Origin of the sequence: Paracoccus sp. (in: a-proteobacteria) (genome assembly GCF_035556475.1) — a bacterium.
Classification (GTDB): Bacteria; Pseudomonadota; Alphaproteobacteria; order Rhodobacterales; family Rhodobacteraceae; genus Paracoccus.
The window spans coordinates 1-23,800 of the sequence record NZ_DATMFA010000100.1 but is presented as its reverse complement, the minus strand read 5'-3'; the positions used below and the strand labels follow the sequence as shown (position 1 = coordinate 23,800).

The window sequence follows — 23,800 nt, the reverse complement described above, 5'->3', positions numbered from 1 at the left end:
ATGATCTCCGAAGTCTTTATCGACCGTCCCCGCCTCGCCGCCGTCATCTCGATCGTGCTGACGCTGGCCGGGCTGATCGCGCTGACGGCTTTGCCGATCGCGCAATATCCCGACATCGTGCCGCCGCAGGTCACCGTCACCGCCAACTATCCCGGCGCGGGCGCCGATGTGGTCGAAACCACGGTGGCCCAGCCAATCGAGGCGCGCGTCGTCGGCGTCGACGACATGCTCTACATGAAATCGACCAGCGGCGCGGATGGCTCCTACAAGCTGACCGTCAGTTTCGCGGTCGGCACCGATCCCGACATCGCGACGGTGAACGTCCAGAACCGCGTTGCACTGGCAACACCGGGCCTTCCGGCCGAGGTCAGCGCTACCGGCGTCAGCGTCAAGAAGCAGTCCTCGGCGATGCTGCAGACCATCGCGATCACCTCGGACAATCCGGCGCATGACGACCTGTTTTTGTCGAACTATGCCACGATCAACGTCCTCGACGCGCTGAAGCGGGTGCCGGGCGTGGGCGACGCCTCGCTTTTCGGGGCGCTCGACTATTCCATGCGCGTCGTCCTGAATGTCGACCGGATGACCAGTCTGGAGGTGACCCCGGGCGATGTCGTGGCGGCGCTGAAGGCGCAGAACGTGCAGGCCGCGATCGGCCGGATCGGCGCCCAGCCGATGACCAATGACCCGCAATTCCAGCTGAACCTCGTCACGCAGGGCCGCCTGACCGACCCGGTCGAATTCGGGAATGTCGTGTTGCGCGCCAATCCCGACGGCTCGTTCCTGAGGATCAAGGACGTGGCGACGGTCGAGCTGGGCGCGAAGATCTCGGACACCCATTCGCGCTTCAACGGCCGGCCGACCGCGATGATCGGCATCTACCAGCTGCCGGGCGGCAATGCGCTGGCGGCGGGGGACGGGATCGCGGCGGCGATGCAGCGGCTTTCGGCGAATTTCCCCGAAGGCATGCGCTATGACATCGTCTATGACACCACCGCCTTCGTGAAGGCCTCGATTTCCGAGGTCGAGCATACGCTGATCGAGGCCTTCATCCTCGTCATCATCGTCGTCTTCCTGTTCCTCGGCAGCGTGCGCGCGACCATCATCCCGCTTATCGCCGTGCCCGTGGCGCTGATCGGGACATTCGCGGTCATGCTGGCGCTTGGCTTTTCGCTGAACACCGTCTCGCTGCTGGCCTTGGTGCTGGCCATCGGGATCGTGGTCGATGACGCCATCGTCGTGGTCGAGAATGTCGAGCGCGTGATGGAGGAAAACCCCGGCATGAGCGCCGCCGACGCCGCCCGCATGGCGATGGGCGAGATCACCGGGGCCATCGTCGCGATCACGCTGGTGCTGCTGTCGGTCTTCGTGCCGGTGGCCTTCATTCCCGGCCTGTCGGGCCAGCTTTTCCAGCAATTCGCGGTCGCGGTCTCGGTCTCGATGGTGATTTCGGCGATCAATGCGCTGACCCTCAGCCCCTCGCTCTGCGCGATCCTGCTGAAGCCGCATCACGGACCGAAACGCGGGCCATTGGGCTGGATCTCGCGCCGGATCGACAATGCGCGCGACGGCTATGTCAAGGGCGCGGGCATGATCGCGCGGCGCCTCGTCCTTGGCCTCGTGCTTCTGGGGCTGGCCATGGGCGCGGTCTTTGGCCTTTTCCGCGTGGTCCCCTCGGGCTTCCTGCCAGCCGAGGATCAGGGCGCCTTCTTCGTCGAGGTGCGGCTGCCCGAAGGCTCCTCGGTCAACCGGACCGATACCGCCATGCGCGAGGTCGAGGAGATGCTGGGCGGGATCGAGGGGGTGGAGGGCGTCGTCTCGGTCACCGGGTTCAGCTTCCTTGACGGGCTGGCGAAATCGAGCAGCGGCTTTGTCATCGCCGCGATGAAGCCCTTCGACGAACGGACCACCGCCAGCAGCAGCGTCTTTGCCGCCATCGCCACCGCGATGGAAAAGGGGGCGGCCATCCGCTCGGCGCAGGTCTTTGCCTTCAACCTGCCGCCGATTGTCGGGCTGGGCACCGGCTCGGGCTTCGAATACCAGCTTCTGGATATGGAGGGGCGCTCGCCCGCCGATCTGGCCTCGGTCGCGGGCGGGCTGATGGTCGCCGCAAGCCAGGATCCGCGGCTTGGCCCGACCTTCACCACCTTCTCGGCCGGGTCTCCCCAGCTTTATCTCGAACTGGATCGCGAGCGGTTGCAGACCCTCGGCGTTTCGGTCAGCGATCTGTTCACCACGCTGCAGGGCACGCTGGGGCAGATCTATGTGAACGATTTCAACCTTTATGGCCGGACGTGGCAGGTGAACGTGCAGGCTCGCGAAAGCGACCGCGCCGCCGTCGCCGACATCAACGCCCTGCATGTGCGCAGCGCGACCGGGGAAATGGTGCCGGTGAGCGCCGTGGCCCATGCCGAATATACCGTCGGGCCGCAATCCATCGTGCGCTACAACAACTATCGCTCAGCGACGCTGAACGGCTCGCCCGCCGATGGCGTGGCCTCCGGCACCGCGCTTCTGGCGATGGAGGAGATCAGCGCGAAAGCCCTGCCCGCTGGCTACAGCTTCGAATGGACCGGCACCGCCTTGCAGGAGAAGCAGGCGGCCGGCCAGACCACCCTGATCCTCGCGCTGGCGCTGGTCTTTGCCTATCTGTTCCTCGTCGCGCTTTACGAAAGCTGGACGATCCCGATCCCGGTCCTTCTGTCGGTGGTCGTGGGCGTCGCAGGGGCGCTGGCGGCGCTGAAGCTCGCCGGCCTCGATTTCGGCATCTATGCCCAGATCGGCCTGATCGTGCTGATCGCGCTGGCCGCCAAGAACGCCATCCTGATCATCGAATTCGCCAAAGCCCGGCGCGAGAGCGGAATGGGCATCCACGAGGCCGCCATGGCCGGCGCCCGCGACCGTTTCCGCGCCATCCTGATGACCAGCTTCGCCTTTATCGCCGGGCTGCTGCCGCTGGTCGGCGCAACCGGGGCCGCGATGCTGAGCCGTCGCGCCGTCGGCACCGGCGTCGCTGGCGGGATGCTGGCCGCGGCGCTGATCGGGATTTTCCTGATCCCCTCGCTTTACGTGATCTTCCAGACGCTGCGCGAAAGGATCAAGAGGCTGTGGAAGAAGGCCGAGGAAAAGGGCTGATCTGAGGCGTCCGCCGGTGATGGAGCGGGCGCGTCGCTGGGGCCGGTGCGGTCTGGAGGAACCCGGCTGCGAACGCCGCGTGCGAATAGCAAGATTGCAGTTGGCCGGTCGTTCCCGTTGCTGCTCGCGGGGTGTCCTCCTCTTCAGCGTGGTGAAAATGCGGCTCACGAAGTCCACGATGCACGGTCGCTTCGGGGACTTTTGCCGGCGGTTCGGGAAATCGCCGCTGAAAGCCAACTCGCCCCCGCCCGCAAGCATCGCTTCGCGCCATCGGGGCCTTCGACACCCCATAAAGGACAATCAGCCACATTTGCGAAATGGACCAACGGCGGCCGGATGGTCAGCCTCGCACGCCCGATCATATGTCGAATTTTCGGAACCCGCTCAAAGCCTGCGCCCGGTCTACAACTCCGGCTCCAGCGCCTTGCGGAGCATGTTGCGGGCGCGGTTCACGCGGCTCTTGATGGTGCCGATGTCGCAATCGAGGACGCGGGCCGCCTCGAGATAGCTTTCACCCAAAGCTCCGACCAGAATGATCGCCTCGCGGTAATGCACCGGCATGTCGCGCAGCGCGGAATGCAGCTCGATCGTCTGCATGTGCCATTCCTGTTCGGGCTCGCTCCGCGGCTGCTCCGAGACGCAATCCATTCCGCCGGTCCGCTCGCGCGCCGATTTGCGGCAATTGGTGTAGAAGCGATTGCGCATGATGGTGAAAAGCCAGGCCCGCAGATTGGTGCCGGGCCGGAAGCTGCCAGCATATTCGATCGCCCGCAGCAGGGTCTCCTGAACCAGGTCCTCGGCATCTGGAACAGACCGGCACAGGACGCGCGCATAGGCGCGCAATCCCGGGATTTGCTCAAGGATCTCGCCCTTCATGGAATGCCTCCTCGCTTTCCATGGAAAGGAAATCCCGCAAGGCCGGTCGGGGTTCCGTCCCTTTTCAGTCCCTCGGCCAATTCCCGCGGAGAGGTCCGCCGGTCATTGCCGCGCCTTTTCCAGCGCCCTCGCCAGCCGCTCGGCCAGTTCGCGCAGGCGCGGCGAGATCGGCTCCCTGCGGGTCTGGTCCAGCAACTCGGCAAGCGCCTTGTCCAGTTCGGGCCCCAGACCGGGCCCCTCGTCTTCTTCCTGCATCGAGTAGCCCATTCTTCGTCCTGGTCCTTTCCCTCGCAGAACCTTCGCAGCGGCGGAAATGTTACCGCCGAACCGATGCAATTTCCCTCACAAACATGAGAAGCTTAGCCTCAAACCCTGATTTCTCCAAACACTTGCGGGCAATGGCGGCGCAGGCCCGCTGGAACCTCTCAACCGCGCCAGTTCTCCAGCACCTCCTCCAGCGGGATCGCCTCGACCTGTTCCGAGAAGCGCAGCCGGAACATGGTCATCGCCGCATCATGCGCCTCGTCCAGGGATGAGCAGACGGCATCGGAGACGAGAATGGTGCGATAGCCGCGATCCACCGCGCCAAGCGCCGTCGCCATGACGCAGATATCCGTCTCGCCGCCCGAAATGACCAGCGTATCGACCTCGGCCTTGCGCAGGAACCGGTGCAGCTCTCCATCCTGCCAGGGCGAATAGACCGACTTGTCCTTGACCCGCGCCGGAGGCACGAAATCCGCCAGTTCCGGCAGCAGATCCAGCTGCGCCGGCGGCAGGCTCTCGCCCAGAATCCCGGGCCATTTCTGGTAATAGCGGCGCCAGCAGCCGGTGGCAGAGGCGAGGTCGCGCGGCGGGATGAAGCGGGTGAAGATCGTCCGCTCCGGGTGAAAGCGCGCAAGGTCATGGATCGCCGGCAGCACCTTCGCGGCCCAGGGGACGTGCCACGGCCCGCCGGGCCCGAAAAGGCGCTGCATGTCGACGCAAAGATGCACCGCATTCGGGCCGATCGGTCCATGCTTGATGTTTGCCGCCATGCCTTGCCCCCAAAGCCACAGAACCACAGCAGGCGGTCATTGTTCCCGGCCGGCGGCCCAGCGATCAGCCCTCAGCGATCGGAATCCGTGTTCCGGTTCGGATCTTCCGTCACCTCGTTCGCCGGGTCGATGCGTTGCTGGCGCTGGTCGATCACCGGCGGGGCGGGATGGCGCAGCGCGTCGGGTCCGTGATGTGGGACCGGGATTCCTGTCACAGGTATCGGCGCCGTCGGAAATGGTGGCGACTGAACCCGCGAGACGCGGGAGAGGCCCAGCCAAAGCCCCAGACCCAGCGCGATGAAGCCGCAGACGACCACGGGAAAGACCAGCGCGAGATGCCAGCCCGGGCTCAGCCGCTCGGGCAGGATGCCATAGTCGATCACCAGGGCCAGCAGCGCGGTGCCGAAACCCGCCGCTGCCGCCGAACCGATCCACTGCATGAAAATCATGGCGACTGCCGCCCAGAAGATGCAGGAAATCACATGGATCAGCAGTCCAAGGCCCGTATGTCCGAGGTCGAAGGCGGGAATTTCCGCGACTTCAGGACCGTAGATCGCCTGCGTGGTCACGTTCAGCGGCATCCAGAAGGGCTGGCCAGAAACGGCGGTCAGTCCCCCAAGGACGATGAGCGAGAAGATTGCCGCAAGACTGCCGGCAAGCATCACTCCGCCTGTCGAAAATGAAGGCTTCATCCCATCCTCGCATGAAGGTTGCCTGTTTCGGCGAACCCGCGCCGGGGCCCAATGTTTCGCCGCCCGGTTCACAAGATCGCGAGTCAGGGCATCAGGACGGTGTGGCCCGTCAGGCCCCGCCCGCGTCGCCTCAGTTCAGGTAGAGCCTGCCGCGCTGCCGGAACTCATCCTCGAGCAGCGACAGCAGAAAGGCCGAGATCCGCTCGCCCGGCGCGCCGGCCTCGGTCTCGGCGATGGCGCGCAGGAGCGTCGCTTCAACCAGACGCTCGGCCGAGGCGGTGTCGGGCAACAGAAATCTCGCGCGCTGGAGCAGTCGGATCACCGCCGTTTCGATGCTGTCGTCGCGCGCCGTGATCCCTTCGGCATGCTGGCCATGCAGATCGTCCAGCAGCAATCCGGTCCGGCTGGGCTTCTGATAGATGTGCCGGTCGAGGAAACGCTGCGGAAAGCAGTCCCGGTCGTATCCGGTCAGAAAGACGAACGGAACCTCGCGGGAGATCAGGGAATCCGCGACGGGAAAGGACTGATGCCCGCGAATCCTGACGTCGAGAATGGCGACCTCGGCCCTTGCGACATTCGCGATCGCCGCGCCAATATCGGCAAAGGGACCGATGACCTGATCCCCGCAATCCCGGATTTCCTCGGCCAGATTCGTGGCAAGGAAATAGTCGTCCTCGACCACGAGAACACGCAGAGATTGCTGAAGCATCTGGTCTCCTACCCCGCCCGGCCGTCGGGCAGTGAAAATCCGATTCGATCACCGGAGAGCTGGCGCCGGGATCGACCGCCCGACTTTCGCAGGCTGGGAGGTGCATGGCAATCCTTTGCCACCGCGCCGACTGCCCCCGGATCAGGGAACCTCTGCCCGGTCGCAAGGTTGACTGGGGGCACAAGCGGGGCGAACGGACGGGTCATGGCACCACGGGCAAACTGGAAGGGCACTCTCAGGATCGACGAACTGGTCTGCCCGGTCGCGCTTTATACGGCCAGCTCGACCTCGGACCGGATCGCTTTCCATATGGTGAACCGGGCAACGGGTCACCGGCTGCGCCGCGAATTCGTCGATGCCGACACCGGAAAGCCGGTTGCGACCGAGGATCAGGTCAAGGGCTATGATCCCGGGACGGGCGAGCATGTCATCCTGTCGCCGGACGAGATCGCCGAGGCGGTGCCGGACAGCGACAAGACCCTTGCCGTCTCGGCCTTTCTGGATTGCGGGGATATCGACAAGCTCTATTTCGACAAGCCCTATTACCTCGCCCCGGCCGACCGTATCGGGGACGAGGCCTTTCTGCTGATCCAGAACGCGATGAAGAAGAAGGGTGTCGCGGCCATTGCCCGGACGGTGCTGTTCCGGCGGATGCGAACGCTGCTGATCCGAGCACATGGCGAGGGCCTGATCGCGACCACGCTGAATTTCGACTATGAGGTGCGCAAGCCCGCCGAAGCCTTCGCCGAGATCTCCGCCCGCCGGATCAAGGGCGAGATGCTGGACCTTGCCAAGCACATCATCAAGACCAAGGCCGGAACCTTCGATCCGGCGGCCTTCGAGGATCGCTATGAGGCGGCGCTGGCCGAACTGGTGAAGGCCAAGGCCGAGGGGCGCCGGATCAAGCCCCGCCCCGCCCGCCCGAAGGCGAAGGTCGTGGACCTGATGGCCGCGCTACGCCAGAGCGCCGAGGCGGCGAAAAAGCCGCGCAAGAAGGCAGGCTGACGCATGGCGCTGGAGACCTATCGCAAGAAGCGCGACTTTGCCGCCACGCCCGAGCCGAAGGGCGGCAAGGCCAGCAAATCCGGCAATTCCTTCGTCATCCAGAAACATGCGGCGCGCCGGCTGCATTACGATTTCCGCCTCGAAATGGATGGGGTGCTGAAAAGCTGGGCGGTGACGCGGGGCCCCAGCCTCGATCCCGAGGAGAAGCGCCTTGCCGTCCATGTCGAGGATCACCCGCTGGATTACGGCACGTTCGAGGGCACGATCCCCAAGGGCCAATATGGCGGCGGGACGGTGCTGCTCTGGGATCGCGGGACATGGATACCCGAGGGTGATCCCGCCCGCGCCTATGCCAAGGGGCATCTGGAGTTCACGCTGGACGGCGAGAAGCTGCACGGACGCTGGCATCTGGTGCGGATGCAGGCCAAGCCCGGCGAAAAGCGCGAGAACTGGCTGCTGATCAAGGGAGATGACGAATTCGCCCGCCCCGAGGGCGCGGGGGATATCCTTGAGGAAAGCCCGGACTCGGTGGCCTCGGGACGTAGTCTTGATGAAATCGCGGCGGGAAAGGCACCCGGCAAGCTTGCCGCGAAGGCTCGCAAGCCCGCCGCGCGCGGCAAGAAGGCCGCCATGCCGGATTTCATCCCCCCGATGCTGGCCACGCTGGTAAATGCGGCCCCGTCTGGCGCACGCTGGCTGCATGAGATCAAGTTCGACGGCTACCGCGTGCAGGTCCGCATTGAGAAGGGCAAGGTCACATTGCTGACCCGCAGCGGGCTGGACTGGACCGGGAAATTCGGCAAATCCGTGATCGCGGCGCTAGAGAAGCTGCCGGTCGAAAACGCCATCCTCGATGCGGAACTGGTGGTCGAGGGCGACAGCGGCGCGTCGGACTTCTCGGCCCTTCAGGCGGATCTGAGCGCGGGACGCGAGGATCGCTTCCGGCTCTATGTCTTCGACCTGCTCTATCTCGACGGGCGCGACCTGCGCCGCCTGCCGCTGGTCGAACGCAAGGAGATGCTTGCGGGCCTGATCCCCGAGGGCGGGGGCATCATCCGCTTCAGCAATCATTTCGAGGATGACGGCGACATGGTGCTGCGCCATGCCTGCCGCCTCAGCCTCGAAGGGATCGTCTCGAAACTCGCGGCCTCGCCCTATCGTTCGGGCCGGGGGCGGTCATGGGTGAAGTCGAAATGCTCGGCCCGGCAGGAATTCGTGATTGGCGGCTTCACCCCCTCGACCGCCAAGCCGAAGGCGGTGGGATCGCTGGTCCTTGGCGTGCATGAAGGGGGTGCGCTGCGCCATGTCGGGCGGGTCGGGACCGGCTTCAGCCATGCGGCCGCGGCCGAGCTTTTCACCCGGCTGGAGGCGATGCGCGTGAAGGAAAGCCCCTTCAAGGGCAAGCTCAGCGCCGAGGAAGCCCGCCATGTCAGCTTCGTCCGCCCCGAGCTGGTCGCGGAGGTCGAGTTCCGGGCATGGACCGCGGACGGCCATCTGCGCCATGCCGCGTTCCGGGGCCTGCGCGAGGACAAGGATCCGCGCGAGATCGAGCAGGAAAGCCCGAACCCGGCGAAACCCCCGCCTGTGCCACGCCGCACGGTCACGCTGAGCCATCCCGACCGCATCTATTGGCCCGATGCAGGCGTCACCAAGGAGGGGCTGGCCGATTATTATGCCGAGGTCTGGCGTCGCATCGCCCCCTTCGTCACCGGCCGGCCGCTGGCGCTGCTGCGTTGTCCGACCGGGATCGAGGGGCAGAAATTCTTTCAGAAGCATGCGTGGAAGGGGATGAACCCGAAAATCACCCGCATCCGCGATCCGAAGGACCGGGCGGGCGAGGAGTTGATCAGCATCAGCGATCTCGACGGGCTGATGGCGCTGGTGCAATCCGCCGCGCTGGAGATCCATCCCTGGGGCTCGACCATCACCGATTGGGAAAGGCCCGACATGATCGTGATGGACCTCGACCCCGGAGAGGGGGTGAACTGGCCCGCGGTGATCGCCGCCGCGCAGGAGGTGCGCCGGCGTCTCGAGGATGCGGGCCTCGCCGCCTTCGTCAAGACCTCGGGGGGCAAGGGGCTGCATGTCGTCGCGCCCCTGAAGCCGAAAGCCGACTGGCGCGCGGCCAAGGCCTTCACCAAGGCGATGGCCGATGCGATGGCCGCCGACACGCCCGAGGCCTATGTCTCGACCATCACCAAGTCGAAGCGAAAGGGCCGCATCCTGATCGACTATCTGCGCAACCAGCGCGGCGCAACGGCGGTTTCCGCCTATTCGGCCCGGGCGCGCGCGGGGGCGCCGGTCTCGACCCCGCTCGACTGGGAGGAGCTTGGCCCCGAGATCGGGCCCGCGCATTTCACCGTAACGAACCTTCCCGCCCGGCTTGCCGCGCTGAGCCGCGATCCGTGGGATGGATTTCGCGCGGCCGCACGGCCCCTGCCCGCGAAACCCTGAGGCGGGACAGCGCGCGAAACCGCTATCCCGGCTTCCCCTTCCGCTCGGATGCGAGGCTCTTTTTCAGCGCGTCCATGATGTTGATCACATTGCCCGGCTTCTCCTCCTCGGCGGGCTTGGGCTTTGCCTTCTTGCGCCCCTTCTTCTTGGCCGCGATGATTTCCAGCAGCCGCTCCTGCACGGGGTCATGCACCATCGCCTCGTCCCAGGGCTCGATCCGTTCGTCGATCAGACGCAGGGCAAGCTTCATCTGCGCGGGGTCGGGCTTGTCCTTGGCAGGGGCGCCAAAATAGGCGCTCTCATCACGCACCTCGTCGCCATAGCGCAGGGTCCAGACCAGAATCCCGTTGTCGCGCGGCTCAAGCATCACCGCACGCTCGCGCCGGTAGAGGACCAGACGCGCGATCCCGACCGTTTGCGTGGCGACCATCGCGTCCCGAATGACCGAATAGGCCTCTTCGCCGATCGTATCGGCGGGCATCAGGAAATGGGGTTTGTCATACCAGATCCACTCGATCGAATCCTGCGGCACGAACATCTCGATATCTATGGTCCGCGTGCTTTCGAGGGCGACGGCGTCAAGCTCGTCATCCTCGATGATGACGTGGTCCTCCTCGCCTCGCGGATAGCCCTTGGCCTGATCGTCCTCCTCGACGGTCTTGCCGGTGACGGCATCCGCGTAACGGCTGGTGACGCGGTTGCCGGTCCGGGCGTTCAGCGTATGGAAGCGGACCCGCTCGCCCTCGGTCGTGGCGGGCATCATGGTGACGGGACATGTCACCAGCGAAAGCTTCAGGTAACCCTTCCAGAAGACGCGCGGCGCCATCTCATTGGCTCGGCGGGCTGCCAGCGGCGGGCGTTCCGGCCGGAGGCGGTGCGGTCGGTGTCGTCTGCGCCCCGCCCTCGGGCGCGGCGGGGGCTTCGATCCGGCTCACATCGCCTTCCTCGACCGGATCGGAACCCATCCACCAGATCAACGCAATGCCTGCCACGGCAAGGGCCAGGATGATCGCAATGATCGCGGCCGGATGCCGGCGCGCGGCGCGTTCGGGTTCGGTGTTATAGGACATCGGAACTCTCCACTTGGCGGGTGCCGTCAGAATATCCCGGTCACATAGAGCAGGATGATGACGACGAGGGGCACACCCAGAAACCATGCGATAATGCCTTTCATAGCTCTCTCCTTTGATCGGGGTCATGGGCGGTCTTGTCCTCGGGGCGATGCTCCGGGGACGGTTTCGGCTTGTCGGCACCGCCCGCAGGTTCGCGCCGCTCGCGCTCCAGTCCTGAGGGATAGGTACCGCGTTCCTGTGGCGGATGGTTGGGCAGGTGCTGCTCGTCTTTCTCGGCGCTCTGCATCGCTTCTCCTTTAGAAACCGCTTTCCGGGGATCAACCGCAAAAATCCGTGAAAGTTCGCACAAGATTTCGCGACTGTGTTGACGCATGGCTCATCCGCCTTGTTCCGGGTCCAGTAGGGCGAGGAGGCGCCGCTCGCTCGCGCGCAATTCGGCGATCTCGGGACAGGGCAGCCCTGTGAGCAAGGCGGCGCGCCTTGCGGAGGGCAGGTCTGCCAGGGCCAGGACCGCGGGATGGATATAGGATTTCCGGCAGACTGTCGGCGTATTGAAAAGCCGTTCGGCGGTCGCATCGGCCAGCATCCGCGCGCTCAGCCCTTCCTCGGGCGGCAGGCTCTCCGCAAACTCGAAGGCCGCCAGCGTCCCGCCCCAGGTGCGGAAGGTCTTGGCCGTCACCCCCTCGCCCGCGATCTCCGAAAGGTAGTCGTTCACATCCTGCGAATGCAGGCAGCGCGCCTCGCCATCCTCGTCGAGATAGGTGAAGATATTGCGCCCCGGCAGGTCACCGATTTCATGCAGGATGCGGTTCAGCCGCTTGTCGCGCAGAACATGGCGGCAAAGTTTGCCGCCCTTGCCGCGAAACTTCAGCTCGACCAGCCCGTCCTCGCTGAGGCTCAGATGCCGCGCGAGCAGGGTCGAGGCGCCGAAGCTGCGATTGGCGGCGGTATAGGCGGGATTGCCGATCCGCAGGCAGGTCCGGTCGAGCAGCAGAACCAGCGCGGCAAGGCTGAAATCGCGGTCCCCGACCTCACCCTGCAGATCCCGGCGCAATCGGCGGCGCAGCGCGGGCAGCGCCTGCCCGAAGGCCGCAAGCTGGTCGAATTTGGTGCGAGACTGCGCCTCGCTCCATTCCGGGTGATAGCGATATTGCTTGCGGCCCCGGTCGTCGCGCCCGGTCGCCTGAAGATGGCCGTTGGCGAGGGTGCAGATCCAGACGTCGCGATAGGCGGGCGGGATGGCCAGCGCCTTGATCCGCGCGATCTGGTCGCGCCCCAAGGTCTCGCCCTTGGGTCCACGATAGCTGAAGCCCCTGCCGGCCCTGCGCCGCGAGATGCCCGGATCGCTGTCCGAGACGAAAACCAGCCCCTCCCCCATCCCTCAGTAATTTGCCGGAGGGTCGCTTGCCGGAAAGGATTCGTCCGCCTGCTCGTCCACCGCATCCCAGTCGCGGGGTGGGTTCTTCATCGCCTCTGGTCCAGCGTCGCGCACATTTCCCAGCCGCGGGGTCGGGGTTCGCCGCGCGTCGAGGGCGGATTTCAGCAAAAAGCCCGCGGCGATGCCGAGGCCGAGGCGCAGGATCGCGTTCTTCATGGTCGCTCCTTTCTCAGATCATGGGCATGCCGCCGGTCACGGCAATCGTCGCGCCCGAGACATAGCTCGACATCGGTTCGGCCAGCATGACATAGCTTGACGCCAGCTCGACCGGCTGGGCCGGGCGTTTCATCGGATATTTCTCGCCAAATTTTGCCACGTCACCGGGGGGCATGCTGGCAGGGATCAGCGGCGTCCAGACCGGGCCGGGGGCCACGGCATTCACCCGGATGCCCTTTTCTGCCAGCAACTGCGCAAGGCCCGCGGTGAAGTTCTGGATCGCGCCCTTGGTCGTCGCATAGGCCAACAGCGTCGGGTTCGGCTTGTCGGCATTGATCGAGGCGGTGTTGATGATCGCGCTGCCCGGCGCCATATGCGGAACCGCCCCCTTGGCGAGATAGAACATCGCGTCGATATTCACCGCGAAAGTGCGTCGCCATTCCGCGTCCGAGATCTCGCCGATCTCGTCGAATTTCATCTGATGCGCGGCATTGTTCACCAGAATGTCGATGCGCCCGTAACGCTCAACCGTGCGGGCCACGACGGCGCGGCAATGCTGGGGATCGCCCAGATCTCCGGGCAGCAGCAGGCAGTCGCGCCCGGCTTCCTGCACGATCTGCGAGGTGTCGGTCGCGTCCTCGGTCTCATCGAGATAGGCGATGGCCAGATTCGCCCCCTCACGGGCATAGGCGATGGCGACGGCGCGGCCGATGCCGCTGTCCCCGCCGGTAATCAGTGCGACCTTGCCCTCCAGCCTGCCCGCCCCGCGCCATGACGTCTCGCCATGATCGGGGCGCGGCGTCATTTTCTGGAAACTGCCGGGCAGCTTCTGGCTCTGTTCGGGGAATGGCGGTCTGGGATAATCCTTCATGCGCTGCTCCTCCTGCGGCAGGCCGGCCTTTCCGGCCCGTCGATGGCGTTGTTTCGGGGAGGAACCCGTCCGCCCGGCCATTGTTCCAAGATCGAAGATCGCCGGGATGACGCGGCGCAACCCTGCTGGAAACCCTGCCAGCAACCATTTGTTCCCGGCCTGCCGGGGATGCAGATTTTCGGAACCCTGCCCCGCCCCGGACGTTTCCGCCCCGACCCGGACGAGCCGGCGCTCGTCCCTGACCTACCAATCGGAAGGCGAGCACAGATGGCACATCCCTATGACCAGACCACCGGCGAAGGCGGCGAGACGCAGCAGGTCGGAACCAAAGACACGCCGCTTCTCACCACCAATCACGGGACGCCGATCTCGGACAACCAGAACAGTCTGCGCGCCGGGGCGCGCGGACCGACGCTGCTGGAAGATTTCATCCTTCGCGAGAAGATCTTCCATTTCGACCATGAACGCATCCCCGAGCGGATCGTCCATGCCCGCGGCTCGGTCGCGCATGGGTATTTCGAATGCACCAATCCGATCCCGGATCTGAGCCGGGCGAGCCTCTTTTCCCAGAAGGGCAAGCGGACCGAGGTGATCGTGCGCTTCTCGACCGTCGCGGGTGGCGCGGGCTCGGTCGATACGCCCCGCGACGTGCGCGGCTTCGCCACCAAGTTCTATACCGACGAGGGCAACTGGGATCTGGTCGCGAATAATATCCCGGTCTTCTTCATCCAGGACGCGATCAAGTTTCCCGACCTGATCCATTCGGTGAAGATGGAGGCCGACCGGGGTTTTCCGCAGGCGGCATCCGCCCATGATACGTTCTGGGATTTCGTCTCGCTGATGCCCGAGACATTGCACACAGTCATGTGGGCCATGTCCGATCGTGGCATCCCGCGCAGCTATCGCATGATGGAGGGCTTTGGCATTCACACCTTCAAGCTGGTGAATGCCGCGGGCGAGGAGCGCTTCGTCAAGTTCCACTGGCGCCCGCGCCTTGGCACGCAATCGCTGGTCTGGGACGAAAGCGCCAAGCTGCAGGGCGCGGATAACGACTATCACCGCCGCGACCTGTGGGAGGCGATCGCGGCCGGCAACCACCCCGAATATGACTTCGGCGTGCAGGTCTTCGACGCCGAACTGGCGGCGAGCCTGCCCTATGACGTGCTTGATGCGACGAAGCTCATCCCCGAGGAGGTCGTGCCCCTGCGCATCATCGGCCGCATGGTGCTGGACCGCAATCCCGACAACCATTTCGCCGAGAACGAGCAACTGGCCTTCCTGCCCTCGAACGTGGTGCCGGGGATAGACTTCTCGGATGACCCGCTGTTGCAGGGGCGGCTTTTCTCGTATCTCGATACGCAGAAATCGCGCCTCGGGACGACCAATTTCCACCAGATCCCGGTCAACGCGCCGAAATGTCCCTTTGCCAACATGATGCGCGACGGGATGATGCAGACCCATGTTCCGAAAGGCCGCGCCGCCTATGAGCCGAACAGCCTTGCCGAGGCGGGCGAGGATGGCGGCCCCCGCCCCCGCGCGTCGGGCTTTCGCACCGCCCCGCAAGAGGTTGCGGGGCCAAAGCTGCGGGTCCGGGCCGAGAGCTTTGCCGATCATTACAGCCAACCGCGCATGTTCTGGAAATCCCAGACCGTAAGCGAACAGGCCCATATCGCCTCGGCGATCACCTTCGAGCTGTCCAAGGTCGCCCTCGAACATGTCCGGCAGCGGTTGCTGTCGCATCTGCGCCATGTCGACGAGGATCTGGCCAGCCGCGTCGCGAAGGGGCTGGCGATGGATCTGCCCGCAGCCGCAAAACCCGCGCGCCCGCCGGTTGATCTGGAGCCCAGCGACGCGCTGTCGATCCAGAAGAAATGGCACGCCACGCTTCAGGGTCGCAAGGTCGGGATCCTCTTTGACGAGGGCTCGGACAAGGCGGCGCTGGAGGCGCTGATCGGCAAGGTCAAGGATGCCGGGGGCACGCCATTCACCATCGCGCCCAAGGTCGGGGGTATCGCGCTCGACGGCGGAAAAATGAAGGCGGACGGCCAGCTTGCAGGATCTCCCTCATGTCTTTTCGATGCCGTCGCACTGGTCCTGAGCGAGGCGGCAGCGCGAAAGCTTGCGGAGGACAGCGCGGCCCTTGGCTTCGTGATGGACGCCTTCGCCCATCTGAAGGCGATCGGGCATGACGCCGGGGCGAAGCCGCTGCTCGACCGCGCAGGGATCAAGGCGGATGCCGGCGTGACCGATCTTGCGAAACTGCCCGAGGCGGCCACGCTGCGCTATTGGGACCGCGAACCGACGCTGCGGGATCTCGCCTGATCGTGGCGCCCCAGCAGAAGGCCCGCACGCGAAAGCGCCGCCTGCATCTGGACACGCCCTTCTGGGCGGCGACGAAAGGCATTTCAGTTCCGATGATTGCGGCGCCTTCCTCGAAATCCTGGGATGTGATCATCATGGGCAGCGGGATCAGCGGCGCGCTGATGGCCGAGGCGCTGTCGCGGCAGAAGGGCCGGATCCTGCTCCTCGACCGCCGCCCGCCGGCGCGGGGCTCAACCCTCGCCTCGACGGCGATGATCCAGCATGAGATCGACGTACCCCTGCACCGGCTTGCCCGGCGCATCGGGCCGGAGAAGGCGGCCCGGGCATGGCGCCGCTCGGTCAAGGCGGTGCACGCTTTGGAGAAGCTCGTCGCCCGCTGCGGCATCGAATGCGACATGCAGCCGAAATCGGCCCTTTATCTCACCGGTGACGAGATGGGCCACCGCGCCATGCATACCGAATTTCTGGCGCGGCAGGAGGCGGGAATTGCCAGCGAATATCTGGACCATGCGGAGCTTTTGCGCCGCTATGGTATCGACCGCATGGCTGCGCTTCTGTCGCGGGCATCCGCCTCGGCGAACCCGGCGCGGCTGACGGCCGGCCTCTTGCGGCTGGCGGCAGAGCGCGGGGTCGAGATCGCATCGCCGGTCGAGGTCACCGATCTTGCCGAAGGGGCGGACAGCGTCGCGCTGGCAACCTCGGATGGGACGATCCTGACGGCCGGACAGGCGATTTTCTGCACCGGCTATGAGTTCCTGCCGCAGATGGAAAGCAAGGCCCACCGCATCACCTCGACCTGGGCCCTCGCCAGCCAGCCGCGGATGGCGCGGCCGGACTGGCTCGACGGAATGCTGGTCTGGGAGGCGGCCGATCCCTACCTCTATTTCCGCACCGCCAAAGACGGGCGCATCATCGCCGGCGGCGAGGATCGCGACGACGCCCTCGCCTACAAGGATCCGGCGCTGCTGCGCGCAAGCACTGAACGGATCATCGGCAAGCTGCATGCCCTTTGCGGGATCGAGATCGGCGCGCCCGCCTATGTCTGGGCCGCACCTTTCGGCAACACCACGGACGGGCTTCCGATCATCGACCGTGTGCCGGGCCTCAGCCGCTGCCATGCGGTGATGGGCTTCGGCGGCAATGGCATCACCTTCTCGATGATCGCGGCCGAGATCGTCGCCGCCCGGCTGGCGGGACACGTCGATGCGGACGAGGATCTTTTCGCCTTCAGGTAGCGCGCCTTACCGCGCTGACCCCACAAGGTCACTTCTTCACATGCTCGGGCTTGCCCTTGCGCTTGGTGCTGGCGAAATCCTCAAGCTGGGATTCCGACATGGAGTCGTACATCTCCTTCGAAGCGCCGCGCAATTCGCTTTTCTTCGTATCGCCGCGCTTGGCAGACAGGGCCGCGCCCGCGGCTTTCTGCTGGGCTTTCGATTTCGCAGGCATCGCAGTGCCTCCTTCGCAGGAATGCGGCGGCGCCGTCATCGGCGCCGCCAGATGGCCGGTCAGTGATGATGCGCCGGCAGCGCCTTGAGTTCATCCTTGCCATGGCGCGTCACGCCATGGACGGTGCCGCTTTCGTCGCGCATGAAGTCGATCTCGGAGACACTGATGGCAATCGGCTTCGAGCCGATGCCCAGAAAGCCGCCGACATCAATGATGGCTTCGGCCCCGGAACCCGCGCCATGCAAGTGCGAAACCTTGCCGACCGTCTCGTCTCCGGGTCCGTAGATCGTCGCGCCCGAAAGCCGGTCGTCGGTCAGTTCCGTCTCGCTCAACCGCTGGTGCAATGTGTGATCCATCTTGGAATCCTCCTGGCTGGTTGCGTAGAGGGGGATCAACAATTCCCGGCGAAGAGTGTTTCCGATGCTCAAGCGAAGGTGAGGGGAAACATGGACGCGGCCTGAAAATCATTGCCGCCGCCTGCCAGAATTACCAGAATGGCGAATGCCAGCATCTGCCCCGGCGCGTGGAGAAGTCTCGCGCTGTTCGGTCCCGGCCCAGAAGATGCCCTGCGGCACAAGAAGCTTCCCGTGGCCCGCTGCTTCATGTATGACATCATATAACAAACATGGGTAGATACATGAGAAAACGCCGGGACAGCCTGTCATCCATCGTCGCGAAGGGCATTGCCGAGCGGATAGAATCCGGCGAGTTTTCGGTTGGTGACAAGCTGCCGATCGAAGCCCAGCTTGGCGAGACCTATAACGTCAGCCGCACGGTCGTGCGCGAGGCGATCGCGCATCTGCGGTCCGAGGGGCTGGTGGAATCCCGGCAAGGCGTCGGCGTCTTCGTCTCCGGGCAGAACGGTGTCCTCAAGATCAGCCCCGAGAAAGCCGGAGAACTGGCTGAAATCCTCGAAATCCTGGAGCTTCGCCTTGGGGTCGAGGTCGAGGCCGCCGGGCTGGCCGCACAACGCCGAAGCGATGAAAACCTCGCGAAAATCATGGAGATCATCGAAACCACCGCTGATCTGGACCGGTTCATCGAGAACCCGCGCGAGCTGGATTTCTCCTTCCACATGGCGATCGCCGAGGCGACGGGCAACGGCTATATGCCCCGCTTCCTGTCCTTTATCGGCCCGGTGATCATTCCGCGCAGCCAACTGATCCACGCCTCGGTTCCAGAACTGACGCGGGACTATCTGGCCAAGATGAACGATGAGCACCGCCGCATCGCCGATGCCATCGCACGCAAGGATGTGCTGGATGCGCGCGAGGCCATGCGCTTTCACCTGGTCGGCAGCCTTGAGCGTTACAGAAAATTGAAGGACGCCTGATTCATATGTTGACAGTCATCATACAATTAAATTACGCCTGAACCCGACAGGGAGATCGCGTGGCATAGGCCCGAAAATGGGCAGGCGCTGTCGACGAGGGCAAACCGGCTTTGGCCGATGGTGGAATCGCGTCCTCTGTCAGGACGAGGGGGACCAACTCCCTTTCTTATGACAGCGGAGAGTGCATGACCGCCCTCAGAAACATCTATCTCGGAATTTTGCGCTGGATCGTGATCCTTTGCATGGTGGGCATGCTTTGCCTGATCTTCTGCAATGTGGTCCTGCGCTACGCCTTCAACAGCGGCATCTACCTCTCTGAAGGGGTGTCGGGCCTGCTTTATGTCTGGATGACCTTCATCGGGGCGCTGCTCGTGCTTTACGAGCGCGGCCATGTCGGCGTCGACATGCTGGTGCGCCGCCTTCCCCCCGCAATGCGCCGCATGACCTTCGCGTTGACCCATGTGATCATGCTTTACGTCACATGGCTCATGCTGGTGGGAAGCTGGCAGCAGGCCCGGATCAATCTCCATGTCATCTCGCCTGCGACGCATCTGCCGATCGGCGCGATGTATCTGGCGGGCGTGGTCTTTGCCGTGATGAGCGGGATCTTCCTGCTCTCTCAGCTCGTCCTTCTGCTCGCCGGCCGGCTTGCGGATGACGATCTTACCGTTTCCGCCGCCGAAGACGAGGACGAGGCCGAGCGCCTGATGGCCCAGGGAGCCTTGAAATGACCGTCGCACTTTTCACCGGATCGCTGCTGCTGGTCATCGCCATCGGCGCCCCGATCGCCTATGCGCTGATCATCACCGGTGCCGCGCTCATGTGGCAGATGGGGCTGTTCGACGGCCAGATCATCGCCCAGAACCTGCTGAACGCCGTCGACAGCTTTCCGATGATCGCCATTCCGCTGTTCATCCTCGCCGGAGAGGTGATGAACACCGGGGGCCTGTCGCGCCGCATCATTGCGCTGGCGCAATCGCTGCTGGGGCATCGCCGTGGCGGTCTGGGCTATGTCGTGATCTTCGCGGGCGTGCTGCTCTCCAGCCTTTCAGGCTCGGCGCTGGCCGATGCGGCTTCGCTTTCGGCCATGCTGCTGCCGATGATGGTCGCGGCCGGGCACAGCAAGGAGCGCGCGGGGGGCCTTATCGCAGCCTCGTCGATCATCGGCCCGATCATCCCGCCCAGCATCGGCTTCATCGTCTTTGGTGTCGCGACGAACCTTTCGATCAGCAAGCTTTTCATGGCCGGCATCGCGCCCGGCGTGATGATCGCGCTGGCACTGGCGATTACCTGGTTCTTCCTCTCCCGCGCCGAGGAGAGCGAACCCGCGCCGCGCGCAAGCTGGGCCGAGCGCGGCCGCGCCTTCGCCGACAGCCTCTGGGCGCTGATGCTGCCGGTCATCATCATCGTCGGCCTGCGCTTCGGCATCGTGACCCCGACCGAGGCCGCCGCCGTCGCAGCCGCCTATTCGCTGTTCGTCGCCATGTTCGTCTATCGCGAACTCAGCTTCGACGAGTTGAAGGACGTCACCTTCCGTGCCGGCAAGACCGCGGCGGGCGTCATGTTCCTTGTCGCCGCAGCCGCGATCCCGGCATGGATGATCACCATTGCGGACATCCCCGGCCAGATCATCGAGATGGTCCAGCCCTTCATGGACAATCCCAAGCTGCTGGTCTTTATCCTGATGCTGCTGATCATCGTCGTCGGCACCGCGATGGACCTGACGCCGACGATCCTGCTGCTGGGCCCGATCCTCGTCCCGGTCGTCACGGCCGCGGGTGTCGATCCGATCTATTTCGGCGTGCTCTTCATGATCAACTGCGCGATCGGCCTGATCACGCCGCCGGTCGGAACCGTGCTGAACGTGGTCTGCGCCGTCGGCAAGATGGATTACGAGGCGCTGTGCAAGGGCACCCTGCCCTTCTTCTTCGCACAGGTCGCGGTGCTGTTCCTGCTGGTGCTTTTCCCCGGACTGGTCACCGTCCCCGCGGCATGGATTTCCCACTAAAGGGCATCAAGACCCTTTTCCCCTTACCCAACACGGATATCGACATGAAAACGATCATCGGTCTTCTGACCGCCGCCTTCCTTGTATCGGGCGTTCAGGCGCAGGACTACAATTCGCACCTGATCAAGTTCGCCGCCACCGGGCAGGCTGGCACGCCTCCGGTTCTGGGCATGCAGATCTTCGCCGACAAGCTGGCCGAGCGCAGCGGCGGCAAGCTCAACACCAAGGTCTTCGCCAATGGCGTGCTGGGCGGCGACGTGCAGGTCCTGTCCTCGCTGCAGGGCGGCGTGGTCGAGATGATGGTCTGGAACGCCGGCAACATGATCACGCAAGAGCAGGATTTCGGCATTCTCGACCTTCCCTTCATCTATCAGGATGTCGAGGTGATGGATCAGCTGCTGGATGGCGAGGTCGGCAAGAAGCTGAACGACCAGTTGCCCGAACATGGCGTGATCGGCCTCGCCTTCTGGGAGCAGGGCTTCCGCCTGCTTACCAACAACAAGCATGAGGTCACGAAGATCGAGGACATCTCGGGCCTGAAGGTCCGCGTCCAGCAGAACCAACTGCTCGTCGACATGTGGGCGGCGCTTGGCGCGAACCCGACCCCGCTGGCCGTGACCGAGCTTTACACCGCGCTGGAAACCGGCGCCGTCGACGGGCAGGAAACCACCGCGCCCTTCATCCTCGGGTCCAAATATCATGAGGTGCAGAAATACGTCTCGGTCACGCGGCACAATTACAATCCGCAGATCGTGCTGATCGGCAAGCCCTTCTGGGACAAGCTGAACGAGGACGAGCAGAAGCTGATCATCGAGGTGGCGCGCGAAACCGCCATCGAGCAGCGCAAGATCTCGCGTGATGCACAGGTCTCGGCGCTGCAAGCGATCCGCGACGCGGGCAATACCGTCACCGAGATCGACCCGGCCGAACTGCAGCGCATGAAGGAAGCCGTGCGCCCGGTGATCGCGAAATACGCGCAGACCTTCGACCCCGAACTGACCCAGACCGTTTTCGATGCGGTCGGCTTCAAGCTGAACTGATCCTGACAGGGGGCGCGGTTCGGTTCGCGCCCCCCTCCCTTCCACGGAACGAAATCCATGAAAATCTCATTCGCCCAGTTCTCGCCCATTCATGGCGACACCGCAGCCACCACGGCGCTCGTCGCCGAGAAAGCGCGCGAGGCCGCCGCTTCGGGCAACCGCCTGATCGCATTTCCGGAATGCTTCCTGACCGGAGGCTCCTTTGACGATCGCGACAGCCTTGTCGCGGCGGCGGTCGATATCGAACGCGGCGATCTTGAGCCGATCCTGGCCGCCGCGCGCGACACGGGCATTCATGTCGTCGTGGGTTTCTACCAGCGGCGCGGCGATCAGGCGTTGAACACCGCCGCCCTGATCGGTCCCAAGGGCATCATCGGCCTGCATCACAAGATGCACCTGCCCTTCATGATCGGGGACCGTTTCGTCGACATCCCGCAGATCGACGGCCCGTCGGTCTTCGAGACCGAGATTGGCCGCATCGGCCTTGCGATCTGCTACGAGATCCGCTTCCCCGAAGTGGCCCGCACCCTCGCACTGGAAGGCGCCGACCTGATCGTCCTGCCCGCCGCATGGCCCGAGGCCGCGCGCATCCTGCCGGACCTCTTCAGCCGGGTCCGCGCCGCTGAGAATTTCGTCTATTTCCTCTCCGCAAACCGCAACGATCTGGATGACGGCATGCAGTTCATGGGTGACAGCCACGTTATCGGCCCGGACGGCCGCGAGGTGATCAATGCCGGCATGGCCGACGGCATCTTCTCGGTCGATGTCGATCTGGAGCAGTCGCGCGTGAAATCCATCATCCGCGATCCCGGCATCTATGAGGTTCACCCGTGGCGCGACCGCCGCCCGCAGGACTACGCCATCTGCACCAAGGCCGCCGTGGTATGAGCCTGCGCGAGAAGCTGGACCGCCCGACCTTCGGGATGAATGTCTATTCCGGTGCGCCCGCCGTCGTCGAGATTGCGGGGAACTGGGGGCTGGACTTCGTCTTTATCGACGCCGAGCATACGGCCCTTGGCCTTGACCTGCCGATGGAGCGGATGATCCTTGCCGCAAGGCTTGCCGGCGTCGCGCCCTTGGTCCGTGTGCCGGACAGCACCCCCACCGGTTTGCGCAAGGCGCTGGAACTGGGGGCCGAGGGGGTCATCATCCCGCAGGTCCATTCCGCCGCCCAGATGCGCGAGATCGTGGCCGCGACCAAGTTCCCGCCCTTGGGGCGGCGCGGCGGCGACAGCTCGGTGCGCTCGGCGAATTATGGCGGGCCGGGCTTCGACTGGGGCGAATATGCGGCGCGCGCGAACCGCGAGACGCTGTTGGTGCCAATGGCCGAAAGCCCGGAATTCTTTGACGAGATCGACGCCATCCTTGACGTTCCGGGCATCGACGCGGTGCATTTCGGGCCGGCCGACTATTCGCTGGCCTGCGGCATCCCGGTCGATTACGCCATGCGCCACCCGCAGGTGCGCGCCGCCATGCGCGAGCTGATCGCGAAATGCCATGCGCGCGGGATCAAGGTCATGCTGCCCTGCTTCCCCTATGAGGCGGATCAGGTGGCGGAGCTTCTGGGCGAAGGCGGGGACATGCTTCTTGTCGGGAATGACATGGCCTTCCTGAATGCCGGCTGCCGCCGTGCCGCGGATCTGGCGAAGGGCGTGGTCGCATGATCCGCCATCCCCGCGCGCCGATGGCGGCCCTCGACCCGGCTCTTCTCGAGCGGATGCAGAAAATCCAGCCCGCATCGCTTGGACATTACCTGACGACGGGCATCGTCTCGCCCCTGGTCAGGCCGATGACCTCGGGCAAGTTGCTGGGCCGGGCGGTGACGGTCCGCCAACCCCTGCCGGATGCGGTGCCGGTCCATCTGGTGCTTGACGATCTGGGTCCGGGCGATGTGCTGGTCATCGACCGCGCCGGCGACCACCACGTCGCCTGCGTCGGAGAGATGGTCGCGCGCGCCGCCCTTGCCGCCGGGGCTGCAGGGATCGTCGTGGATGGTGTCGTCACCGATATCGAGGAGCTGCGCGAAATCGGCCTCCCGGTCTATGCGCGCGGGCTGAACGTGGTGACGACGCGGGTGCTGAACACCCCCGGGGCAGAGCTTTTCGGCGCGGTCATCATCGGTGGCGTCGTGGTGCGGCAGGGCGATCTGCTGTTCGGCGATGCGAATGGCCTGCTGTCCCTTGCCCCCGCCGATCCGACGCTGCC

At 64.8% G+C, this 23,800-nt stretch carries 25 protein-coding genes; 12 read left to right on the top strand and 13 right to left on the bottom strand.

Going from position 1 to position 23,800, the window contains the following annotated elements:
- The gene (locus VNQ78_RS13295; protein ID WP_325690509.1) at window positions 1-3,135 is read left to right on the top strand and encodes a multidrug efflux RND transporter permease subunit; all 3,135 of its coding nucleotides are present in this window, start codon (window positions 1-3) and stop codon (window positions 3,133-3,135) included.
- A 402-nt stretch (window positions 3,136-3,537) separates the two neighbouring features.
- Here VNQ78_RS13295 and VNQ78_RS13290 read toward each other — a convergent pair whose 3' ends face one another.
- The 5 genes from VNQ78_RS13290 to VNQ78_RS13270 all read right to left on the bottom strand — a co-directional run bounded on the left by VNQ78_RS13290 (window position 3,538) and on the right by VNQ78_RS13270 (window position 6,446).
- Window positions 3,538-4,011: a sigma-70 family RNA polymerase sigma factor gene (locus VNQ78_RS13290; protein WP_325690507.1), complete on the bottom strand. Its 474-nt coding sequence runs from the start codon at window positions 4,009-4,011 to the stop codon at window positions 3,538-3,540.
- A 102-nt stretch (window positions 4,012-4,113) separates the two neighbouring features.
- Window positions 4,114-4,278: a hypothetical protein gene (locus tag VNQ78_RS13285; RefSeq protein ID WP_325690503.1), complete on the bottom strand. Its 165-nt coding sequence runs from the start codon at window positions 4,276-4,278 to the stop codon at window positions 4,114-4,116.
- A gap of 158 nt (window positions 4,279-4,436) precedes the next feature.
- Window positions 4,437-5,045 (bottom strand): isochorismatase family cysteine hydrolase, encoded by a 609-nt coding sequence (locus VNQ78_RS13280; RefSeq protein WP_325690501.1) that lies wholly within the window; start codon window positions 5,043-5,045, stop codon window positions 4,437-4,439.
- A gap of 71 nt (window positions 5,046-5,116) precedes the next feature.
- The gene (locus tag VNQ78_RS13275) at window positions 5,117-5,707 is read right to left on the bottom strand and encodes a hypothetical protein (protein WP_325690499.1); all 591 of its coding nucleotides are present in this window, start codon (window positions 5,705-5,707) and stop codon (window positions 5,117-5,119) included.
- Between the two features lie 160 nt (window positions 5,708-5,867).
- Window positions 5,868-6,446 (bottom strand): response regulator, encoded by a 579-nt coding sequence (locus VNQ78_RS13270; RefSeq protein WP_325690497.1) that lies wholly within the window; start codon window positions 6,444-6,446, stop codon window positions 5,868-5,870.
- Between the two features lie 204 nt (window positions 6,447-6,650).
- Between VNQ78_RS13270 and VNQ78_RS13265 the strand changes: the two genes are divergently transcribed.
- Both VNQ78_RS13265 and ligD read left to right on the top strand, forming a co-directional pair.
- Window positions 6,651-7,451, top strand: coding sequence for a Ku protein (locus VNQ78_RS13265; RefSeq protein ID WP_325690495.1), 801 nt, complete (start codon window positions 6,651-6,653; stop codon window positions 7,449-7,451).
- A 3-nt stretch (window positions 7,452-7,454) separates the two neighbouring features.
- Window positions 7,455-9,905 (top strand): DNA ligase D, encoded by a 2,451-nt coding sequence (ligD, locus tag VNQ78_RS13260; protein WP_325690493.1) that lies wholly within the window; start codon window positions 7,455-7,457, stop codon window positions 9,903-9,905.
- A 22-nt stretch (window positions 9,906-9,927) separates the two neighbouring features.
- Here ligD and VNQ78_RS13255 read toward each other — a convergent pair whose 3' ends face one another.
- From VNQ78_RS13255 to VNQ78_RS13230, 6 genes are all read right to left on the bottom strand, one after another.
- Window positions 9,928-10,731, bottom strand: coding sequence for a Ku protein (locus VNQ78_RS13255; RefSeq protein ID WP_325690491.1), 804 nt, complete (start codon window positions 10,729-10,731; stop codon window positions 9,928-9,930).
- Window position 10,732: 1 nt separating this feature from the next.
- The gene (locus VNQ78_RS13250) at window positions 10,733-10,975 is read right to left on the bottom strand and encodes a hypothetical protein (RefSeq protein WP_325690489.1); all 243 of its coding nucleotides are present in this window, start codon (window positions 10,973-10,975) and stop codon (window positions 10,733-10,735) included.
- Between the two features lie 100 nt (window positions 10,976-11,075).
- Window positions 11,076-11,264, bottom strand: a complete 189-nt coding sequence (locus VNQ78_RS13245; RefSeq protein ID WP_325690487.1) for a hypothetical protein — start codon at window positions 11,262-11,264, stop codon at window positions 11,076-11,078.
- 90 nt (window positions 11,265-11,354) lie between these two features.
- Window positions 11,355-12,356 (bottom strand): DNA topoisomerase IB, encoded by a 1,002-nt coding sequence (locus tag VNQ78_RS13240; RefSeq protein ID WP_325690485.1) that lies wholly within the window; start codon window positions 12,354-12,356, stop codon window positions 11,355-11,357.
- A gap of 3 nt (window positions 12,357-12,359) precedes the next feature.
- Window positions 12,360-12,572 (bottom strand): hypothetical protein, encoded by a 213-nt coding sequence (locus VNQ78_RS13235; RefSeq protein WP_325690482.1) that lies wholly within the window; start codon window positions 12,570-12,572, stop codon window positions 12,360-12,362.
- A gap of 13 nt (window positions 12,573-12,585) precedes the next feature.
- Window positions 12,586-13,443, bottom strand: coding sequence for an SDR family oxidoreductase (locus tag VNQ78_RS13230; protein ID WP_325690480.1), 858 nt, complete (start codon window positions 13,441-13,443; stop codon window positions 12,586-12,588).
- Window positions 13,444-13,710: 267 nt separating this feature from the next.
- On the opposite strand from VNQ78_RS13230, the gene VNQ78_RS13225 reads away from it, so the two are divergent.
- A complete protein-coding gene (locus VNQ78_RS13225) occupies window positions 13,711-15,765 on the top strand; it encodes a catalase (protein WP_325690478.1) in 2,055 nt (684 codons plus the stop codon).
- A gap of 2 nt (window positions 15,766-15,767) precedes the next feature.
- Window positions 15,768-17,000: an FAD-dependent oxidoreductase gene (locus VNQ78_RS13220; protein WP_325690476.1), complete on the top strand. Its 1,233-nt coding sequence runs from the start codon at window positions 15,768-15,770 to the stop codon at window positions 16,998-17,000.
- Between the two features lie 28 nt (window positions 17,001-17,028).
- On the opposite strand, the gene VNQ78_RS13215 is transcribed toward VNQ78_RS13220, so the two are convergent.
- Window positions 17,029-17,214: a DUF3008 family protein gene (locus tag VNQ78_RS13215; RefSeq protein ID WP_325690474.1), complete on the bottom strand. Its 186-nt coding sequence runs from the start codon at window positions 17,212-17,214 to the stop codon at window positions 17,029-17,031.
- 59 nt (window positions 17,215-17,273) lie between these two features.
- Window positions 17,274-17,570, bottom strand: coding sequence for a PRC-barrel domain-containing protein (locus VNQ78_RS13210; protein WP_325690472.1), 297 nt, complete (start codon window positions 17,568-17,570; stop codon window positions 17,274-17,276).
- 281 nt (window positions 17,571-17,851) lie between these two features.
- On the opposite strand from VNQ78_RS13210, the gene VNQ78_RS13205 reads away from it, so the two are divergent.
- From VNQ78_RS13205 to VNQ78_RS13175, 7 genes are all read left to right on the top strand, one after another.
- The gene (locus VNQ78_RS13205; protein ID WP_325690470.1) at window positions 17,852-18,547 is read left to right on the top strand and encodes a FadR/GntR family transcriptional regulator; all 696 of its coding nucleotides are present in this window, start codon (window positions 17,852-17,854) and stop codon (window positions 18,545-18,547) included.
- Window positions 18,548-18,732: 185 nt separating this feature from the next.
- Window positions 18,733-19,278, top strand: coding sequence for a TRAP transporter small permease (locus tag VNQ78_RS13200; protein ID WP_325690468.1), 546 nt, complete (start codon window positions 18,733-18,735; stop codon window positions 19,276-19,278).
- Window positions 19,275-20,555 (top strand): TRAP transporter large permease subunit, encoded by a 1,281-nt coding sequence (locus VNQ78_RS13195; RefSeq protein WP_325690466.1) that lies wholly within the window; start codon window positions 19,275-19,277, stop codon window positions 20,553-20,555. Before VNQ78_RS13200 ends, VNQ78_RS13195 begins: the two co-directional genes overlap by 4 nt.
- Window positions 20,556-20,599: 44 nt before the next feature.
- Window positions 20,600-21,595: a DctP family TRAP transporter solute-binding subunit gene (locus VNQ78_RS13190; protein WP_325690464.1), complete on the top strand. Its 996-nt coding sequence runs from the start codon at window positions 20,600-20,602 to the stop codon at window positions 21,593-21,595.
- 57 nt (window positions 21,596-21,652) lie between these two features.
- Window positions 21,653-22,483 carry a carbon-nitrogen hydrolase family protein gene (locus VNQ78_RS13185; protein WP_325690462.1) on the top strand — a complete coding sequence of 277 codons (831 nt, stop codon included), beginning with the start codon at window positions 21,653-21,655 and terminating at the stop codon, window positions 22,481-22,483.
- Entirely contained in the window at window positions 22,480-23,259 is a 780-nt protein-coding gene (locus VNQ78_RS13180; protein WP_325690460.1) for an HpcH/HpaI aldolase family protein, read from the top strand. Before VNQ78_RS13185 ends, VNQ78_RS13180 begins: the two co-directional genes overlap by 4 nt.
- Window positions 23,256-23,800: RraA family protein (locus tag VNQ78_RS13175; protein WP_325690458.1), on the top strand; the 545-nt coding region annotated here is incomplete at its 3' end. The genes VNQ78_RS13180 and VNQ78_RS13175, both read left to right, overlap by 4 nt.

Bases quoted from the DNA above. Each gene is read 5' to 3' on its own strand.
- VNQ78_RS13180 (WP_325690460.1), top strand. From the start codon at position 22,480: ATGAGCCTGCGCGAGAAGCTGGACCGCCCGACCTTCGGGATGAATGTC.
- VNQ78_RS13250 (WP_325690489.1), bottom strand. From the start codon at position 10,975: ATGTCCTATAACACCGAACCCGAACGCGCCGCGCGCCGGCATCCGGCC.
- VNQ78_RS13240 (WP_325690485.1), bottom strand. From the start codon at position 12,356: ATGGGGGAGGGGCTGGTTTTCGTCTCGGACAGCGATCCGGGCATCTCG.
- VNQ78_RS13195 (WP_325690466.1), top strand. From the start codon at position 19,275: ATGACCGTCGCACTTTTCACCGGATCGCTGCTGCTGGTCATCGCCATC.
- VNQ78_RS13245 (WP_325690487.1), bottom strand. From the start codon at position 11,264: ATGCAGAGCGCCGAGAAAGACGAGCAGCACCTGCCCAACCATCCGCCA.
- VNQ78_RS13230 (WP_325690480.1), bottom strand. From the start codon at position 13,443: ATGAAGGATTATCCCAGACCGCCATTCCCCGAACAGAGCCAGAAGCTG.
- VNQ78_RS13295 (WP_325690509.1), top strand. From the start codon at position 1: ATGATCTCCGAAGTCTTTATCGACCGTCCCCGCCTCGCCGCCGTCATC.
- VNQ78_RS13200 (WP_325690468.1), top strand. From the start codon at position 18,733: ATGACCGCCCTCAGAAACATCTATCTCGGAATTTTGCGCTGGATCGTG.
- VNQ78_RS13265 (WP_325690495.1), top strand. From the start codon at position 6,651: ATGGCACCACGGGCAAACTGGAAGGGCACTCTCAGGATCGACGAACTG.
- VNQ78_RS13225 (WP_325690478.1), top strand. From the start codon at position 13,711: ATGGCACATCCCTATGACCAGACCACCGGCGAAGGCGGCGAGACGCAG.
- VNQ78_RS13190 (WP_325690464.1), top strand. From the start codon at position 20,600: ATGAAAACGATCATCGGTCTTCTGACCGCCGCCTTCCTTGTATCGGGC.
- VNQ78_RS13215 (WP_325690474.1), bottom strand. From the start codon at position 17,214: ATGCCTGCGAAATCGAAAGCCCAGCAGAAAGCCGCGGGCGCGGCCCTG.
- VNQ78_RS13185 (WP_325690462.1), top strand. From the start codon at position 21,653: ATGAAAATCTCATTCGCCCAGTTCTCGCCCATTCATGGCGACACCGCA.
- VNQ78_RS13255 (WP_325690491.1), bottom strand. From the start codon at position 10,731: ATGGCGCCGCGCGTCTTCTGGAAGGGTTACCTGAAGCTTTCGCTGGTG.
- VNQ78_RS13235 (WP_325690482.1), bottom strand. From the start codon at position 12,572: ATGAAGAACGCGATCCTGCGCCTCGGCCTCGGCATCGCCGCGGGCTTT.
- VNQ78_RS13280 (WP_325690501.1), bottom strand. From the start codon at position 5,045: ATGGCGGCAAACATCAAGCATGGACCGATCGGCCCGAATGCGGTGCAT.
- VNQ78_RS13285 (WP_325690503.1), bottom strand. From the start codon at position 4,278: ATGGGCTACTCGATGCAGGAAGAAGACGAGGGGCCCGGTCTGGGGCCC.
- VNQ78_RS13205 (WP_325690470.1), top strand. From the start codon at position 17,852: ATGAGAAAACGCCGGGACAGCCTGTCATCCATCGTCGCGAAGGGCATT.
- VNQ78_RS13275 (WP_325690499.1), bottom strand. From the start codon at position 5,707: ATGCTTGCCGGCAGTCTTGCGGCAATCTTCTCGCTCATCGTCCTTGGG.
- VNQ78_RS13290 (WP_325690507.1), bottom strand. From the start codon at position 4,011: ATGAAGGGCGAGATCCTTGAGCAAATCCCGGGATTGCGCGCCTATGCG.
- ligD (WP_325690493.1), top strand. From the start codon at position 7,455: ATGGCGCTGGAGACCTATCGCAAGAAGCGCGACTTTGCCGCCACGCCC.
- VNQ78_RS13210 (WP_325690472.1), bottom strand. From the start codon at position 17,570: ATGGATCACACATTGCACCAGCGGTTGAGCGAGACGGAACTGACCGAC.
- VNQ78_RS13270 (WP_325690497.1), bottom strand. From the start codon at position 6,446: ATGCTTCAGCAATCTCTGCGTGTTCTCGTGGTCGAGGACGACTATTTC.